The following is a 15065-nucleotide window of genomic DNA, read 5'->3' as shown; positions in this document are numbered from 1 at the left end:
AAATTGGGGGGTTGGGGGGCAGAAGTGCTGAATAACGAAGCGAGAAAATTCCATCAAATTCACGTTTTGTTAAGGAGATTTCTAGCAAAGAAGTTACCAATCTTGGGAAGCCCCCTAGATCCCCCCATTCTGGAGGACTTTGACTTGCAGAACTCTCAATGGAGACAGCCGGGTAGATTTATTAGAGGAAATCTCCTAAGAGTGCTAAAAAGGTCAGTCGTGGGAATCGGCAAGAGACGGCGATCGCTTCACGCAATTCATCAAACAAAATTCGTCAAACGAAACTAGCCTTCAACAATCACCCTTTCATCCCTCCTCCCTTCTTCCTTATCCCTCAGTTAATGTCTGCCAGATTAATCCGAGGATCGACTGCTTTGAGTAATAGGTCAGCCAGTAGGTTTCCTAAAATCAGCATAACTGCGCCCATCATCAGACTGGCCATCACCAGATACAAATCTTGAACCAGTAGCGCCTGGAGAATCAGCCGTCCCAGACCCGGCCAGTTAAAGAAAAATTCTGCAATAAAGGCACCGCTCAACAATCCGGCAAACTCGAATCCTAAGAGAGTAATGATCGGGTTGATGGCATTTCTCAGCGCGTGAACGTAGACGACTTTGTTTTCAGGAAGTCCTTTAGCACGGGCGGTTTGAATGTAGTCCTGTCGCAACACATCGAGCAGTTGTCCTCGCATAATTCGCTGTAACCCGGCAAAACTGGCCACACTCAGGGCGATCGTTGGCAAGATCATGTGCCAGCCAATATCCAAAACTTTGCCCAAGGGATTCAGGTCAGCGTGATCAATGCTCGTCATATCTCCGACCGGAAACAACGGCGACGTGTTTTGAGCAAAAATCAGGAGCAACAAGGCGGTGATAAAACTGGGAAACCCCTGACCCGAATAGCTGAGAACTTGCAAAACGCGATCGATCCAACGCTGTTGATAAATCGCCCCAACAATCCCCATCGGAATCGCCACCAACCAGGTAAAAATCAGCGAAGAAATCGCAATCAGCAACGTCGCCGGAACTCGCTCCCATAGGAGAGAAGCCACTGATCGATTGTAGGCAAAACTCGTCCCAAAGTCGCCCTGAGTCACCACCCGCCACAGCCAGCGACCATATTGTTCTGGCCAGGACTTGTCTAGCCCAAATTGCTGTTTGAGTTGCTCAATGCGTTCCGGTGAAATTTTAGGGTTTTCTCTGAGTGTATCCAGATAGTCACCCGGAGCCATTTCAATAATGAAAAAACTAAGCGCAGATGCCAAAAGTAGAGTCAGCAACGCTTGAAGCAATCGCTTAACCACATACACAGTCGTCTCGCTGGTGAGCGCTTCGGTAAAGCCATCCCAACTCGATCGCAGCTTTCCACGGGTTGATACAGTCATATTGCTTGGCTCGTCGCGTTTAGAAGGTAGACGGCCATTCGTCGGTTTTGATCTTGCGTCTGACCTGCCAACAAATGACCTGTGAACTATATCCTAATATTGAACCAGGGTGACGATCGGAACATCTGGTAGCTGACTCCGACCGTTGAGATCTTTTAGCTCAATGACAAAGGCACATCCGACCAGTTCACAGCCTGTTTTTTGAATCAGACGAGCCGTTGCGCCTGCGGTTCCGCCTGTGGCGATCAGGTCATCAACCATGAGAATGCGGCAGCCCCCTTGAAGCGCGTCTTTGTGAATCTCTAGGCAATCGGTGCCATATTCCAACTCGTATTTGATCGAATGAACAGCAGAGGGCAGCTTGCCAGGTTTGCGAACGGGGACAAAGCCGATTCCCATTTTGTAAGCCAGCGGTGCGCCAAAAATAAAGCCGCGTGACTCCATGCCCACAATGCAGTTAGGTGAAAACTCAGCGCATTTCTCAGCCAGCAAATCGATCGTATAGTTCAACCCTTCCGCATTCTGTAACAGCGTGGTGATGTCCTTAAAGAGAATGCCAGGTTTGGGAAAGTCTGGAATTTCGCGAATCAGCGCTTTGAGATCCATAGGGCTTGTCGGCAATAAGGGTATGAGTTGGGTTATCTCACAAGTTGGGGCACTTGTCATCAGATCAAAGCGATACACCATCAGAGAATTGAGATCAAATCAGCGATCGTGGCTCTTGTAATGCCGTCTCTACCGTGCGCTCAATGACAAAACACCTATGACTGAGAATAGCTAAGAATGCCATTTTACAAGCTTTTCAGCCGTTTTATCTAAGATTTTTTGTTCAATGTTGGGCAACCGATTGGTTAGAAACGAGTCCGCGATCGCCCTTCTGAGTGAACCGTTCTAATCAAGTTAAGATAAGCTAGAAATTGTCGTATGTTGGTGACGATAGCCACAGATCAATTCACAAAAATCAATTCACAAAAAAGATTGGAGTTTGGATGACACTTGAGCAACAACTCAGTCAACAGCGAGTCAAGCATATTGTCAGCAGCTATCAGCTAGAAGGCAGCGAAGCAGAATCGTTTGCAACCTACTTAAACGAACTGCTGCAAACCTATGCGTCACCGTTGATTGAGCTTGCTTTGACCGAGACGATCGTCACCCATTGGCTCACCGTCACGTTGCCCAGAGGCATTCCTTTTCTCGATCAGGTTCACACCCTTCTCAAACACTGGGAAGTTGCAGAAATCACCAGCACTCTGACTCCTGATCAGTTTCAGCAAATCACAGGCTTAGATCCGAGTCCCGTCTTTGGCTCCTCAGAAGTGCCGCCTCAGTCGATCGTGCGTCCGCGTTAAAGGGAGGAGGGAGGAGGGAGGAGGGAGGAGGCGACACGGGCAAACGTTCTCTGGTTAGCATTCAGCTAGCAAAGGTGGTCTAAAACGAGGAATACTGATCTCTGGGCGTTGCTGATTGGAGGGATGACTCTGTGGAAAGTGTCCATCTTTTCGCCCCCTAAATCCCCCAAGATTGGGGGACTTTGAACCTTGGGGTTCCCGCCGCTTTGGGGCGATTCATCCCCTGATTCAGCAACGCCGATCTCTGAAGATTAGGCAGAGTCATACTTTCCTCCCTCCTCCCTCCTCCCTCCTCCCTTCTCCTTCCAGAGCTGTGGTTTTGCGACGACTGCGACTCCTCGAACCCGGATGCCGTATCGGTGAAGCGTTTGTGTGGCAGCTTTGATGGTGGCTCCTGTGGTGTAGATGTCGTCGATCAGCAAAACAGGATGAGCCGGACGATCGCGCCTAAACTGTTTCCCTAAATCAAAAGCCTGGGCTAAGTTGGCAGCCCGCCGATCGGCAGATAGACCAAACATCGCCTCGGTCGATCGCACTCGCTCCAGCACGTGACGTAGGGGATAGCCTGTAAACTCACAAAAGCTTTGGGCGATTAGTTCTGCTTGATTAAAGCCGCGCTGCTGCTGTTTGTCAGGATGCAGAGGAATTGGCACCACTGTTAATTTAGAGCGACTCAGATCGGTTTCTAGCCAAGACTGAGCCAACCACTGTCCGAGTGGATAAGCCAATTGGGGCTGATTGTCATATTTGAGGTGAGCGATCGTGCGCTTGAGTCCATCGCGATATGCGCCCCAGGCAAAAAATGGAGATGACCCCTGCCAAAATTGAGTTGGATGCTCAAACTGACAGGCTTTTAGCTGCTTTTCACAGGTCGGACAAAACAGGCCCGCCGTTGATCGTTCACACAGGGCACAAGCGGATTGTAAAAAGAAGTTGAGAAGATTTTGAAGCATAGGAGGCGATCGCAGGTCTTCTCTCAAGATGCCCAGTCGCTCAAAACTCGCTCAATCGTTCAATCATTCTAAGGAATCGTCCGAAGGGGGATCGCTCATCATAGAATCAGACACAGCGCAATTGGCTTGGATGAGTGGACAACCTCTATTGGCTCGACCAGATTCAAACCAAAGATCATCAGCAGGTCGGAGATCAAGCCCTTCATCTCAGCTATCTGTGGCAGAGAGGGTATGCGATCGTTCCGAGTTTTGTGGTTTCGACGGCGCTGTTTCGAGAATTTTTGGACAGTATCGAATGGTCAGATCCGCTCTTTTTTGATCTGGCCCAATCGTCACTGCATGTCAATGTAGAAGATGCACTTCAGCTTCAGGCGATCGCTCGACAAATTCAGCAGACGATCGCGGCGACTCCTTTACCTGCGGAGTGGATTTCTCAGCTAGGATTGGCAGTTTCTCAATTAGAACCAGCGTCAGCGGTGATGTTGCGGCCGTCTCTAACGGTGACGGGTGCCAAGGTGAATGGATTCACGCCGACAATTCATCCAGAAGCGACCAGCTTATTAGATAGCCAGATCTGTAGAACAGATGGCAAATCGCTAGAAGCCGCCCTCAAAAAGCTGTGGGCCCAGATCTTTCGTGCGAGAAGTCTACTCTACTGGCAGCGATCGAACTTGCAGCTTCATCAAATTCAACTCGCGGTGATTGTTCAGCCTGTGTTGAATGCGACGGCATCGGGCTATCTACAGCGCCAGCAGACTCACTGGGAAGTGTTGGCTACCTGGGGATTGGGACAAGCGATCGCCTACGGAGAAGTGCTACCCGATTTCTATCAGATCACGCTCGAAGATGGGTCTGTGCAGTCTCAAAAGTTGGGCAGCAAGACGATCGCCTATCGCGTTTCTCAGCCCGTGGTTGATTTGTCTGAATCCTTTGCGTCACCGCTTGCATCCTATGCACTCAGTGACCTTCAAGATAAGCAGTTTGTTTTAGGCTCCGTTGATTTGCAGCAGTTTGGACAGCTTGCCCAGCGGTTGACTGCCGACTTTAGTGCCCTGTTGGTTTTGGAATGGACGCGCTGCGACTCGACTTATATCACGCAGGTCAGCAGTCAGATTTCTGGTTCTTTAGGCGCAGAGTCTTCAAAATTAGAGCATGAGCCAGCCCTACAAATCCAATCAGGTTCTCCTCCGATCGTGTCTGGACTGGCAGCCGCACCGGGACAAAGAACGGCTCAAGCCACTGTGATCACCGATCTGCATTCCAGCTTCTCAGAGATTTTGCCGGGCACAATTTTGGTGACTCCGATGATTTTGCCGGACTGGTTGCCGCTGCTCAAACAAGCCGTTGGCATTATTGCAGAACAAGGTGGAATGACGAGCCACGGGGCGATCGTTGCCAGAGAGTTTGGCATTCCCGCAGTCGTCGGAGCCGCTCAAGCCACCCAGCGCATCCAGACTGGCGATTGGCTATTTGTGGATGGCGATCGGGGAGAAATCTATTTCGCTCAACCCCAAAAAGAAGTCACTCCGCCCGTGATGGACTTGACGCTGCAAAATTCTGAGGCTGAAATCAACACCACGACCCCGGCAGAACGCTCCAGCCCGATCGCGACTCAACTCATGGTCAATTTAAGTCAGGTGGATCGACTCGATCAAGCAGCCAGTCTGGCGATCGACGGCGTGGGCTTGCTGCGATCGGAACTGATGATTTTGTCGATTCTCGATGGGCAACATCCTCATTTATGGTTGCAACAGGGCAGACAAGCGGAATTGATCGATCGCCTCGCCGATCAGATTCGTCAATTTGTAGAAGCCTTTGCGCCTCGTCCGGTGTTTTATCGCTCACTCGATTTGCGATCGCATGAGTTTCGATCTCTGGAGGGCGGCGCGTCCGTTTCTTTAGAAACCAATCCCATGCTGGGCATTCGAGGGACTTTTAGCTATGTGTTGAATCCGGCCTTGTTTGAAGTCGAGCTAACGGCACTGCATCAAGTGCAACAGGCGGGCTACTCTAATTTCAGGCTGATATTGCCTTTTGTGCGTACCGTCGAGGAGTTTGTTTTTTGTCGTCAACGAGTTGAGCAATCAGGGCTGATCCAGCAATCTCAGTTTCAACTTTGGATCATGGCAGAGGTGCCTTCTATCTTATTTTTGCTTCCTGAATATGTGCAGGCAGGTGTTGAAGGCATCTCGATCGGCACCAATGATCTCACTCAATTATTGTTGGGGGTCGATCGCGACCATAGCCTGATGGCATCTGCCTTTGACGAACGGCATCCGGCTGTCTTAAGTGCGATCGATCATCTGGTCAAAACCGCTCGACGCTTAAAGATTCCTTGCTCAATTTGCGGCGCTGTCTCGACTCAACATCTTGAACTGGTAGATCGGTTGATTCAATCTGGCATTACGACCATTTCGGTTGATCCCAATTCGGTTGAGGCCACTTATCGAGCGATCGCCCGCGCCGAACAACGCCTGCTAAACAAAGGGAGCCGAATGCACTGATCAGCATGAGAGCGTGAATTCAATAAACTCGCTATCTGGAGACGCTTGAAATTTACTATCAAATTTGCAGCGCTAAGGGCGATCGACGGCTGAGTGAGTGTCCTTTTCAGAATAAGCAGCCACCGCCAAAGTCACTTGCTTAAATGGTAAATAGAGCGCCGTAGTGAGTAGAAAAATGACGACGATCGCCAACAGCGGCCGCTTCCCAGTCAGATCATCGATCATGGTCAGCATGACATCATCCAATCGAGTCACTAAATCCCAACTGTTGTAACGCAAAAAACGACCCAAATAAACCCCGATCGCACTCAACAAATGTACCGCTAACTCCATCACCAAAACATAGCGTCGTAAACCACGTTGGTTTAAATAATATCCCACATTAATCAACGACAAAACGTACGACTCAAAACCAGAAAAAATAAACAATACATACAGCGGAATGATGACTAGCGTGGTCAGCCAGACCTCAGAGCCAGTGACTTGAACATCATCAATAAAGTGGATTACATCCGTCAAAATATAAGGCGCGTTGGGCAAAAATGCGACAAACACAACAACCCCAACCCACCACAGCCCAGAACGGTGACGAGACTGCAACGCGATCGGGGGCAGGGTTAGCGTCGAAGCGCCTAGTTGAGTGTGACGAAACAGCAGCACACTTAAAGCCAGCGGCACCAATGCCAAAAACAAATTCCACCCCATCCATCTGGCATTCCCGTGCAAAATTTCGAGGGCGCTGAGAAGAATAGATTTGAGCAAAGAAGGTTCCATATACGAGCATCCCTAACACAGCAATGCTGGCAGTCTAATAGCAAGGGTTGTCAGCCGTGTGACAAATCGACAACGCTTCAGCAGAAAATACACTAAAAAAGAGGACAAGAAAAATGAGGACAAGCCGATCGACTCATCCTCACCGTCAAAGTATTTCTAATACGTTGGAGAAATTAGACAACCGCCCAATTTCTACATCTCTTCTACAGGTTGAGTTGGTTGCCGCGACGGTATTGTGTGTAGGCCGCCACAAACAGCCCTGCCAGCGTCACCGGAATAAGCCCCAACACAATGCCTAACAGAATCGGTTCAATCACGATCGCGCTCCTGGTTTTTTAAGGTTCTGATACATTTACTCAATATATCGCTACTAGAGATCCTAATGGATGCGATCGCCCAAAAAATCAAAAAACTCTGGACTCAACAAGATTTAAGCTTTGCTCCACCTCGCTTTGCATTGTCCACTCCTCGGCATCCATTCCTGACTTGCTATGAATGTTTTGCCAAAATTTGTTAAAGTCTGTTTAGTAAATGAATGATTTCCGTTACATATCTTCCTGAAGTAAAGACTTTTGAACGAGCAGATTGCGAAACCTGAAAATCTTGTCCAGAGAATCCTTGTGACGACTCTGGTGATTTCCCTTGCGATCGTGCTGGCGATCTTGGGCATGTACCAGTTTCATAAGCCTGACCCCTACATTCGAGAAGTGTTGTCTCGATCGGGGGATGAGGTGATGGGTCACGCCATTTTTCAAATGAATTGTGCGGGCTGTCACGGGCTGATGGCCGATGGCAAAGTCGGCCCCAGTCTCAAAGGGGTCTCAAACCGCAAATCTCACATTCGGCTTATCGAGCAGGTGATTAGCGGCAAAACCCCCCCGATGCCCCAGTTCCAACCCAGTCCCCAAGAAATGGCCGATCTCTTGAGCTACTTAGAAAGCCTTTGAGAATAGCGCTTCATCCAGTCCAGGTCAAATCTTAAACTGAGGGAATCGCATTCCGCTCGAAGCCGATTCTTCAAGGATGCAAACTCATCGAAGACACTGATTTCTCTGACTCTTGGGCTGGAATGCTGCGCCGAGTTGCTTCGACAAAACGGCTGACCCGAATCGGATCGATCGCTTGCTCTCGTTTGCCCTGTCGCTTGAGAGAACTGGAGACAATCACGCCATCCGCTGCCTGCATTAAAGTCGGAATATTTTCCCAGTCGGCACCACTGCCAATCAAAACGGGCGTTCCACTCGCGGCCGCACTGGCCAACTCTAAATCTTCGAGACTCGGAGGGCTGCCCGTCGCCCAACCCGACAGAATCACTGCATCGGCAAGTCCCCGCTCGATCGTGTCCTGCACCGCCGTCGTCAAATTAGGCGAACCCAGGGGACGAGCATGTTTCACCAACACATCCGCCAAAATTTTGACATCACTCCCCAACTCTCGCCGATAGCGCAGTAATTCATGGGCCCGTCCTTCGATCAAGCCCTGATCGGTATCCATGATGCCCGTCCAGACGTTGACTCGAATGAAATGAGCTTCGACACAGGAGGCAATGGCGATCGCACTTCGAGCATCGTTTCTCAAGACATTAATCCCGATCGGCAGCGTTACCATCCCTTGAAGCCGATGAATTACCAGCGTCATCGCACTGACCACAGCCGGATCGACCTGATCTTTGGGAAACGGCGCATCAAAGAAATTTTCGACAATAATGCCGTCTACGCCTCCTGCGGCCAATGCGGTTGCTTCTTGTTCGGCGCGATCGAAGACTGCTTTGAGATTGCCACCCCAGCGCGGAGAAGTGGGCAGGGGCAAGAGGTGAACCACACCAATGATTGGGTTTGGGGTTTTAAAGACTTGTTTTAGATCCACGTGCCTAACAATGTCGGCTTCAGCAGCAAAGGTTCAACTATCTATTCAACTATCTGAATGATAACTTTTTACTGTGCCTGAATTTGCCGCCTATAAACGTTTTCGAGCGTGAGAATCAGCGAGGTGTCCCTGCTAACGCTCAGTCATCCTACCAAAGCGTGTCCCCCTATTTATAGTGAAGCAAGACCTTATTGAGACAGATCATGCAGCTACATCTGAGTACTTGGTTAGAAGTTGAGCGCTATTTAGAGCAGTCCAACGGAATTATTTTGCCGATCGGTTCGACTGAGCAGCACAGCCCGATTGGATTGATTAGCACAGATGCGATTTGTGCAGAAGCGATCGCGCGTGGAGTCGGGGAGGTAACCCAGGCGATCGTCGCTCCTACTATCAATGTCGGTATGGCACTGCATCACACGGCGTTTCCAGGAAGTATGAGTTTGCGTCCCAGCACGATGATTTTGATGATTCGCGATTATGTGACGTGTCTGGCGCGACCCCTTGCGGGTAACTCGAAGAGATCGGGCTTTCGCAAGTTTTTCTTCATCAACGGTCACGGCGGTAATGTGGCAACGATGAAAGCGGCTTTTTCTGAAACCTACGCGCATCTGGCAGATTTGCGACTTGAGGGCAGCGACCCCTTGCGGGTAACTCAAAGAGATCGCGTGCAGTGTCAGATCAGCAATTGGTATATGTGCGGGTCGGTCTACCGATTGGCTAAAGAACTGTATGGCGACCAGGAAGGTTCTCACGCCACGCCCAGCGAAGTCGCCTTAACTCAGTACATTTATCCTGAATCGATTAAGCAGGCACCCTTGAGCGAAGAGGTTGCGAAGGGTCATCCGATTTATGGGGCGATCGATTTTCGGCGGCGCTATCCTGATGGGCGCATGGGGTCAAATCCCGCTCTAGCAACTCCAGAACATGGCAAACAACTTTACGAGTTGGCGGTCAAAGAAATCAGCAGTTCCTATCTGGAGTTTTTGAATGCGGAGTAATTGGGAACTCTCAGAACGTTGTCCGGGTGACATTCCCGAATTTTTGGATACACAATAGGAATGAGAAGTTCGCTTTTACCGACTCCCGCCCAGACGCTTGAGTGCTTCCGAGTTTGCCAAGAACTCACGAATATGTTTCTGCCAATTTACCTGGTGCGGCTAGATTTGCGGGACAATAAAATCGCAATTTTGGCTGGAGAAACGATCGAGATCACCATCAACCGTAACGGAGAGACAGAATTTCCATGAATAAACCAAATTTTGCAGAAATGACGAAAGCAGAACTCAGAGTTTATGTATTGGAGCATCGAAATGATGATGAGGCTTTCCACGCTTTTATGGACAAAGTGTATGCCAGTCCTCGTGTGAAGGTGCGATCGATGGAGCACCTCGTTGAACTAATCAAAGCCAAACAAAAAGCTTCTGAAGAGCGATCGGACTAGACCCAATTTTCAACAGAAGCTCGTATAGACTGTGACGCTTCACTAGAGACTGAGAACCCACGATCGCAATAACTCATTCACCTGATCGGGAATCTCATCATGAGGACAATGCCCCGCATTCAGATAATATTCCGTCAGTTGGGGATGGTAGCTGCGAAACTTTGCGCCCCGTTCTCTCGCATTAATCCACGGGTCGCCTTCACCCCACAGCATCAAAAGTGGCTTAGTCAACTCATGGAGCAACACATCAACCTTTTCGCCTTGGGGCGTGCGAAACACAGACGCAAAGACCTTTTCGGCTCCAGGGTCAAAAGACGGACGATAGATATCTTCGATCAACTCATCCGTAATGGCACTCTGGTCGAGATAGACCTTCTCCAGCGTTTTGCGAATCACCGATCGCTGCTGAATGTACTTAAACAGCAAATAACTTGCCCAATCCTGCTGAAACAGCGTCGTCACTACGCTGCCCATCACCTGCCGGATGGGATCTGGCTTGGTCGTCCCCTGAATGTCTGTAAATGGGCCAGCGCTGTTGATGAGAACCAGTCCTGCTGCCGACTGGGGACGCTGGGATGCTAGACAAAGCGCCACATAGCCGCCTAAAGAATTTCCAGCCAGGACAGCAGGTTGACCAATGACTTCGGTAATGAATTCGTGAAGCTGATCGCGCCAGAGGTCACCGCTATACTTCCAATCTGGCTTGCCCGATCGCCCAAACCCCATCAAGTCGATCGCCCAAACTTCAAAGTCCTGGCTGAGTCCGGCAATATTTTTTTTCCAATGGTCGGTCGATGCCCCAAATCCGTGAACCAACAATAAAGGGGGACGATTGCTGTGCAGTTCCCCTGGAGGGTAATCTGAGTATCGTTCTCCGGCTTTGACGTAATAGACGGGCTGTTGTCGCCAAGTCCAATACTGTCCCGGAATTGACGCAACGGAAGGAGCTACCTGCATGAGTTACGAATAATTAACGCGCCTCTCATATTGTAGGACGTAGCGAGAAGGGGATCAGCCATGAAATGCTTTCTGATTCACGGCCGATCGTACAGAAGACGTTGAACTTTAGACATCAGACATTGGACTGTGGCATTGGACTTTGGACAGAATAGGTTTCTAGTCTTTGGTCTTTAGCCCTACGCCGCCACTTTTTCTGGCTCTTGACGCTCCATCTCTACGGGTGCGCCTTCTTGCACCATTGAGGGCATCTTGCCAGCCTTTTGAATGAAGTTGCTCACCATAGCCATCATGGCGTTGACTTTGCGGGTGCGCCATTCGTTGATCGTCGTTTGAGTCACGCTTTCACCGAGGTAGCGTTCCATTGCTTCGCGTAGATAAGCTGCGTGGCTAGTTTCGTCTTGGGCGATGCTGATCATGCCTTTTTTGAGATTGGCGCTGCGAGGTTCATCTTCGGGCAAAGTGTTAGCCATCCGCAAAAAGTCTTGACTCGCATCCAATTCCAGAATGTAGGTGCTGCCAAAGAATACAGTCCAGGGAATGTTGGCGGGCTTGAGATCGTCTTGCGAGTAGCCTTCAAAGTAAGCGCCAAAGAAAGGACTTTGTTTGCGCTCATCGGGTCTGCCATCGACCACTTTTTGCGGCATCTTCTTGAAATCGATCACCTGTTTATTCAATTGTTTGAGGGCGTGAGCAAAGATCTGTCCGTGACGACGCTCATCCGCCGCGTGTCGATCGAGCCGTTCGGCGAGCCAGTCATTGCCTTCTGATTGAGCACGATCGCGCAAGGCTTCCAAAAAGGGAACTGAGCCAGACTCCGCTAATTGAAACGCTGCCAAAACGTCAGGTCGCGTCTGCAAATCGCGCATACTCCGAGCCGAAATGTAAGCCGTTGCCCCAGATCCAACAATGTGCAGAATTTGAGTGAAAAAGTTCATAAAGTTTTATAACCCCTACTTCCTGGAATTCTAACGCTTCAACGCAAACAGAGGACTCTTTCATCCCTCATCCCTCATCCCTCATCCCTCATCCTTCATCCTTCATTCTTTTTCAATGCCACCTCTAAAGCGAATTCTATACACTTAAGTAAAGTTACAAAGCGAGATCATTCTGGGGGTTTCTGGTGCGCTTGTTTACGACTGTTGCGGCACTTCGTTGTTTTTTGGATCTCAGCCGTGGCAAACAGCCCCGATCGGATGAGTTTACAGAGATTTTGTCGGGCAATCCAGCGCTGACGATCGGGTTAGTTCCGACAATGGGCGCTCTGCATGTCGGGCATTTGAGCCTGATTCAACGAGCGAGACGAGAAAACAAAATTGTTGTCGTGACGATTTTTGTCAATCCGCTTCAGTTTGGCCCTCATGAAGATTTTGATCGCTACCCGCGCACGCTAGAAGCCGATCGCCAACTCTGTGAACAGGCGGGCGTGGATGTTGTTTTTGCGCCGACTCTGCAAGAGATTGGAGTCAGTCGTTTGCAACCTACTCAAGTGATGCCACCGCCGTCGATGCTGTCAGTCATGTGTGGTGTGTTTCGGCCGGGGCACTTTGAAGGAGTGGCGACAATTGTGACAAAATTCTTAAACTTAGTGCAGCCCGATCGCGCTTATTTTGGTCAAAAAGATGCCCAGCAGTTGGCAGTTATTCAGCGATTGGTGGCCGATTTGAATTTGCCTGTTCAAATAGTGCCCTGCGAAATTGTTCGAGAATTGAGTGGTTTGGCGCTGAGTTCCCGGAATCAGTATTTGAGTTTAGAAGAAAGGAACCAAGCAACCGCCTTGTATCGAGGACTCTCTCAAGCCGAGAAAGCTTTTCGATCTGGGGAGCGGTTGAGTGCTAATTTAATTCAGGCAGTTAAGACAGAACTGGAGAAAGTACCCGATATGAAGCCCGAATACGTTGAATTGGTCAACCCAACGACTCTTGAACCTTTGAATGAAGTCGAAGACAGAGGGCTGTTGGCGATCGCGGCTCGTCTGGGTACGACACGCTTGATTGACAATATTCGTCTGCAAACTCGTCAACCGATCGTGGCGATCGATGGCCCGGCCGGTGCCGGAAAGTCCACCGTTGTCAAACTGGTCGCTCAGGCGTTGGGCTTGCTCTATCTAGACACGGGAGCAATGTATCGGGCGTTGACCTGGCTGGTTTTGAAGTCAGAAGTGGCGATCGACGACGAGCCAGAAATTGCCGAGTTGGTGAGCCGCTGCTCGATCGAGTTTGTCAATCAGCCTGATTCCACACGGATTTTGATCAATGGTCAAGATGTCACCGAGGCGATTCGCACTTTGGAAGTGACGGCTCAGGTGTCGGCGATCGCGGCTCAAGCGGCCGTGCGAAAAGTTCTCGTCAGACAACAACAGCAGTTTGGTCAACGGGGCGGCATCGTCGTCGAAGGTCGTGATATTGGCACCAACGTTTTTCCTGACGCAGAACTCAAGATCTTTTTGACCGCCTCAGTGCAAGAACGAGCCAGACGCAGACAGCAAGACCTCAAAAATCAGGGTAAAGAAGCCATCGATCTCAAACAGCTAGAACAACTGATTGCCGAACGCGATCGCAAAGACAGCACCCGCACGATTTCACCTTTGAGAAAAGCAGAGGACGCGATCGAACTGCAAACTGATCATCTCAGTATTGATGACGTAGTGAAGACGATCGTGTCTCTTTATCAAGAAAAATGCGATCGAGGCTAACCCAAGACTCGCTTTACATCTAGCACAAAGCCTGGAAGTACGTCTTCACCAGAGAGTGTGGTGGGAGAAAGTAGGGTTTGTACAGACTGCTCTGGGCGATAGATTTTTGCCTGGGGCGTTTGGGGGTCGAGTAGCCAACCGAGTCGCACGCCGTTGTCGAGGTATTCCTGCATTTTGGCTTCTAGCGTTTCTAAGGAGTCTGTTTGGGAGCGCAATTCGACGACAAAATCGGGGGCGATCGGTGGAAACTTCCCTTGCTGTTCGGGAGTGAGGGCATTCCAGCGATCTTTGAGAATCCAGGCGGCATCGGGAGAGCGGTTTGCGCCATTCGGCAGTTTGAATCCGGTTGAAGAATCAAAGCCCACGCCAGAGCCGTCTTGTTCTGTCCAAATTCCAAGCTGGGTGGTCAGGCTAAAGTTTCGTTTTCCGGTTTCTCCACCTGTAGGGGACATGATGATCAGTTCTCCTTTTGCGGTGCGCTCAAAGCGGAGGTCGGGATTGTTTTGACACAGGTGATAGAACTGTTCATCGGTGAGGTCGATCGTCGGACGCAAATTGACAATGAGTGCGGTCATGGTCTGCCTCGGTGTGACGCGATGGGTAGCCAAACGTAGCCTAACAAAACGTGAATTCGATAAGAGGTTTTCCGCTTCGCTGTTCACGGCTTCTGCCCCCCAACCCCCCAATCTTGGGGGACTTTCAGGAGGAATTCTGGTTCAAAGTCCCTCACTCGTGGGGGATTTAGGGGGCGTTCCTGGATCTAAAAGCGAAGCGAAGCGTTCATCGAGCTGACGTTAACAAAGTTGTGGGTCGTAGAGCGGGACGATCGCAATCCATCGAATCGAATGCGATCGTCTGCAAAACTTTAGCTCGAAACTCTAACCAAAACAGTTGCGATTCAGGACGGTCACGACTTTACCGGGACGACCGATCACAGGCATGGGCTGGCTCCATTCGTCGGGTTGGGCAAAGCCGTAGGTGTATTGTTGCAGGATGTAGTCTTCTACATAGTCGGGCAGTCCGATGACAGCGATCGTCAAAAATCGTGGGTCGGTGTTGCCTACAAGTGCAGGAAATTCAGAATGGTTAGACATGGCAGTGTTATCCTCCACTGAGGAGATGGGTGGGTAGTGAATGACCCA

At 50.0% G+C, this 15065-nt stretch carries 17 protein-coding genes; 7 read left to right on the top strand and 10 right to left on the bottom strand.

Translation table 11 applies throughout. From position 1 onward, the window contains the following. Positions 1–334: 334 nt before the first annotated feature. Together ACKFKF_RS23275 and ACKFKF_RS23270 are read right to left on the bottom strand one after the other, a co-directional pair. Positions 335–1384, bottom strand: a complete 1050-nt coding sequence (locus ACKFKF_RS23275; protein WP_446869874.1) for an ABC transporter permease — start codon at positions 1382–1384, stop codon at positions 335–337. A gap of 93 nt (positions 1385–1477) precedes the next feature. Next, positions 1478–2005 carry an adenine phosphoribosyltransferase gene (locus ACKFKF_RS23270; RefSeq protein ID WP_446869873.1) on the bottom strand — a complete coding sequence of 176 codons (528 nt, stop codon included), beginning with the start codon at positions 2003–2005 and terminating at the stop codon, positions 1478–1480. Positions 2006–2373: 368 nt separating this feature from the next. Between ACKFKF_RS23270 and ACKFKF_RS23265 the strand changes: the two genes are divergently transcribed. Continuing rightward, a complete protein-coding gene (locus ACKFKF_RS23265) occupies positions 2374–2733 on the top strand; it encodes a hypothetical protein (protein ID WP_446859640.1) in 360 nt (119 codons plus the stop codon). Positions 2734–2984: 251 nt separating this feature from the next. Here ACKFKF_RS23265 and ACKFKF_RS23260 read toward each other — a convergent pair whose 3' ends face one another. After that, entirely contained in the window at positions 2985–3686 is a 702-nt protein-coding gene (locus tag ACKFKF_RS23260) for a ComF family protein (RefSeq protein ID WP_446869872.1), read from the bottom strand. Positions 3687–3820: 134 nt separating this feature from the next. Here ACKFKF_RS23260 and ACKFKF_RS23255 point away from each other — a divergent pair, with 134 nt between their 5' ends. Continuing rightward, positions 3821–6190: a putative PEP-binding protein gene (locus ACKFKF_RS23255; protein WP_446869871.1), complete on the top strand. Its 2370-nt coding sequence runs from the start codon at positions 3821–3823 to the stop codon at positions 6188–6190. A 72-nt stretch (positions 6191–6262) separates the two neighbouring features. Here ACKFKF_RS23255 and ACKFKF_RS23250 read toward each other — a convergent pair whose 3' ends face one another. Next, positions 6263–6964: a DUF1361 domain-containing protein gene (locus tag ACKFKF_RS23250; protein ID WP_446869870.1), complete on the bottom strand. Its 702-nt coding sequence runs from the start codon at positions 6962–6964 to the stop codon at positions 6263–6265. Between the two features lie 203 nt (positions 6965–7167). Next, positions 7168–7281, bottom strand: coding sequence for a cytochrome b6-f complex subunit V (gene petG, locus ACKFKF_RS23245; protein WP_446869869.1), 114 nt, complete (start codon positions 7279–7281; stop codon positions 7168–7170). A gap of 303 nt (positions 7282–7584) precedes the next feature. Here petG and ACKFKF_RS23240 point away from each other — a divergent pair, with 303 nt between their 5' ends. Further along, positions 7585–7911, top strand: a complete 327-nt coding sequence (locus ACKFKF_RS23240) for a c-type cytochrome (protein WP_446869868.1) — start codon at positions 7585–7587, stop codon at positions 7909–7911. Positions 7912–7981: 70 nt separating this feature from the next. On the opposite strand, the gene btpA is transcribed toward ACKFKF_RS23240, so the two are convergent. Then, positions 7982–8830 carry a photosystem I biogenesis protein BtpA gene (gene btpA, locus ACKFKF_RS23235; protein WP_446869867.1) on the bottom strand — a complete coding sequence of 283 codons (849 nt, stop codon included), beginning with the start codon at positions 8828–8830 and terminating at the stop codon, positions 7982–7984. Positions 8831–9033: 203 nt separating this feature from the next. Between btpA and ACKFKF_RS23230 the strand changes: the two genes are divergently transcribed. The 3 genes from ACKFKF_RS23230 to ACKFKF_RS23220 are packed head-to-tail and all read left to right on the top strand — an operon-like array spanning position 9034 to position 10271. After that, on the top strand, positions 9034–9828 hold the full coding sequence (locus ACKFKF_RS23230) for a creatininase family protein (RefSeq protein WP_446869866.1): 795 nt from the start codon (positions 9034–9036) through the stop codon (positions 9826–9828). Between the two features lie 60 nt (positions 9829–9888). Then, a complete protein-coding gene (locus tag ACKFKF_RS23225; protein WP_446869865.1) occupies positions 9889–10077 on the top strand; it encodes a DUF6888 family protein in 189 nt (62 codons plus the stop codon). Next, positions 10074–10271 (top strand): DUF6887 family protein, encoded by a 198-nt coding sequence (locus ACKFKF_RS23220; protein WP_446869864.1) that lies wholly within the window; start codon positions 10074–10076, stop codon positions 10269–10271. Before ACKFKF_RS23225 ends, ACKFKF_RS23220 begins: the two co-directional genes overlap by 4 nt. A 42-nt stretch (positions 10272–10313) precedes the next feature. Here the strand turns inward: ACKFKF_RS23220 and ACKFKF_RS23215 are convergent, their stop codons facing one another. Together ACKFKF_RS23215 and ACKFKF_RS23210 are read right to left on the bottom strand one after the other, a co-directional pair. Continuing rightward, complete coding sequence (locus ACKFKF_RS23215; RefSeq protein WP_446869863.1) at positions 10314–11228, bottom strand: alpha/beta fold hydrolase; 915 nt, start codon at positions 11226–11228, stop codon at positions 10314–10316. A gap of 179 nt (positions 11229–11407) precedes the next feature. Beyond that, entirely contained in the window at positions 11408–12166 is a 759-nt protein-coding gene (locus ACKFKF_RS23210; RefSeq protein WP_446869862.1) for a ferritin-like domain-containing protein, read from the bottom strand. Between the two features lie 185 nt (positions 12167–12351). On the opposite strand from ACKFKF_RS23210, the gene ACKFKF_RS23205 reads away from it, so the two are divergent. Beyond that, entirely contained in the window at positions 12352–13923 is a 1572-nt protein-coding gene (locus tag ACKFKF_RS23205) for a bifunctional pantoate--beta-alanine ligase/(d)CMP kinase (protein ID WP_446869861.1), read from the top strand. On the opposite strand, the gene ACKFKF_RS23200 is transcribed toward ACKFKF_RS23205, so the two are convergent. Beyond that, positions 13920–14498, bottom strand: coding sequence for a Uma2 family endonuclease (locus ACKFKF_RS23200; RefSeq protein WP_446869860.1), 579 nt, complete (start codon positions 14496–14498; stop codon positions 13920–13922). The two genes, ACKFKF_RS23205 and ACKFKF_RS23200, sit on opposite strands and share 4 nt — an antisense overlap. Positions 14499–14801: 303 nt before the next feature. Further along, the gene (locus tag ACKFKF_RS23195) at positions 14802–15017 is read right to left on the bottom strand and encodes a hypothetical protein (protein ID WP_446869859.1); all 216 of its coding nucleotides are present in this window, start codon (positions 15015–15017) and stop codon (positions 14802–14804) included. Between the last annotated feature and the right edge of the window lie 48 nt (positions 15018–15065).

Source organism: Phormidesmis sp. 146-12 (genome assembly GCF_052939495.1).
This window is presented reverse-complemented; position numbering and strand designations above follow the sequence as displayed.

Excerpts from the sequence above, each read along its gene's own strand:
- ACKFKF_RS23200 (WP_446869860.1), bottom strand. The coding sequence starts at position 14,498 with ATGACCGCACTCATTGTCAATTTGCGTCCGACGATCGACCTCACCGAT.
- ACKFKF_RS23195 (WP_446869859.1), bottom strand. The coding sequence starts at position 15,017 with ATGTCTAACCATTCTGAATTTCCTGCACTTGTAGGCAACACCGACCCA.
- ACKFKF_RS23230 (WP_446869866.1), top strand. The coding sequence starts at position 9,034 with ATGCAGCTACATCTGAGTACTTGGTTAGAAGTTGAGCGCTATTTAGAG.
- ACKFKF_RS23225 (WP_446869865.1), top strand. The coding sequence starts at position 9,889 with ATGAGAAGTTCGCTTTTACCGACTCCCGCCCAGACGCTTGAGTGCTTC.
- ACKFKF_RS23210 (WP_446869862.1), bottom strand. The coding sequence starts at position 12,166 with ATGAACTTTTTCACTCAAATTCTGCACATTGTTGGATCTGGGGCAACG.
- ACKFKF_RS23275 (WP_446869874.1), bottom strand. The coding sequence starts at position 1,384 with ATGACTGTATCAACCCGTGGAAAGCTGCGATCGAGTTGGGATGGCTTT.
- ACKFKF_RS23265 (WP_446859640.1), top strand. The coding sequence starts at position 2,374 with ATGACACTTGAGCAACAACTCAGTCAACAGCGAGTCAAGCATATTGTC.
- ACKFKF_RS23215 (WP_446869863.1), bottom strand. The coding sequence starts at position 11,228 with ATGCAGGTAGCTCCTTCCGTTGCGTCAATTCCGGGACAGTATTGGACT.
- ACKFKF_RS23220 (WP_446869864.1), top strand. The coding sequence starts at position 10,074 with ATGAATAAACCAAATTTTGCAGAAATGACGAAAGCAGAACTCAGAGTT.
- ACKFKF_RS23260 (WP_446869872.1), bottom strand. The coding sequence starts at position 3,686 with ATGCTTCAAAATCTTCTCAACTTCTTTTTACAATCCGCTTGTGCCCTG.
- ACKFKF_RS23250 (WP_446869870.1), bottom strand. The coding sequence starts at position 6,964 with ATGGAACCTTCTTTGCTCAAATCTATTCTTCTCAGCGCCCTCGAAATT.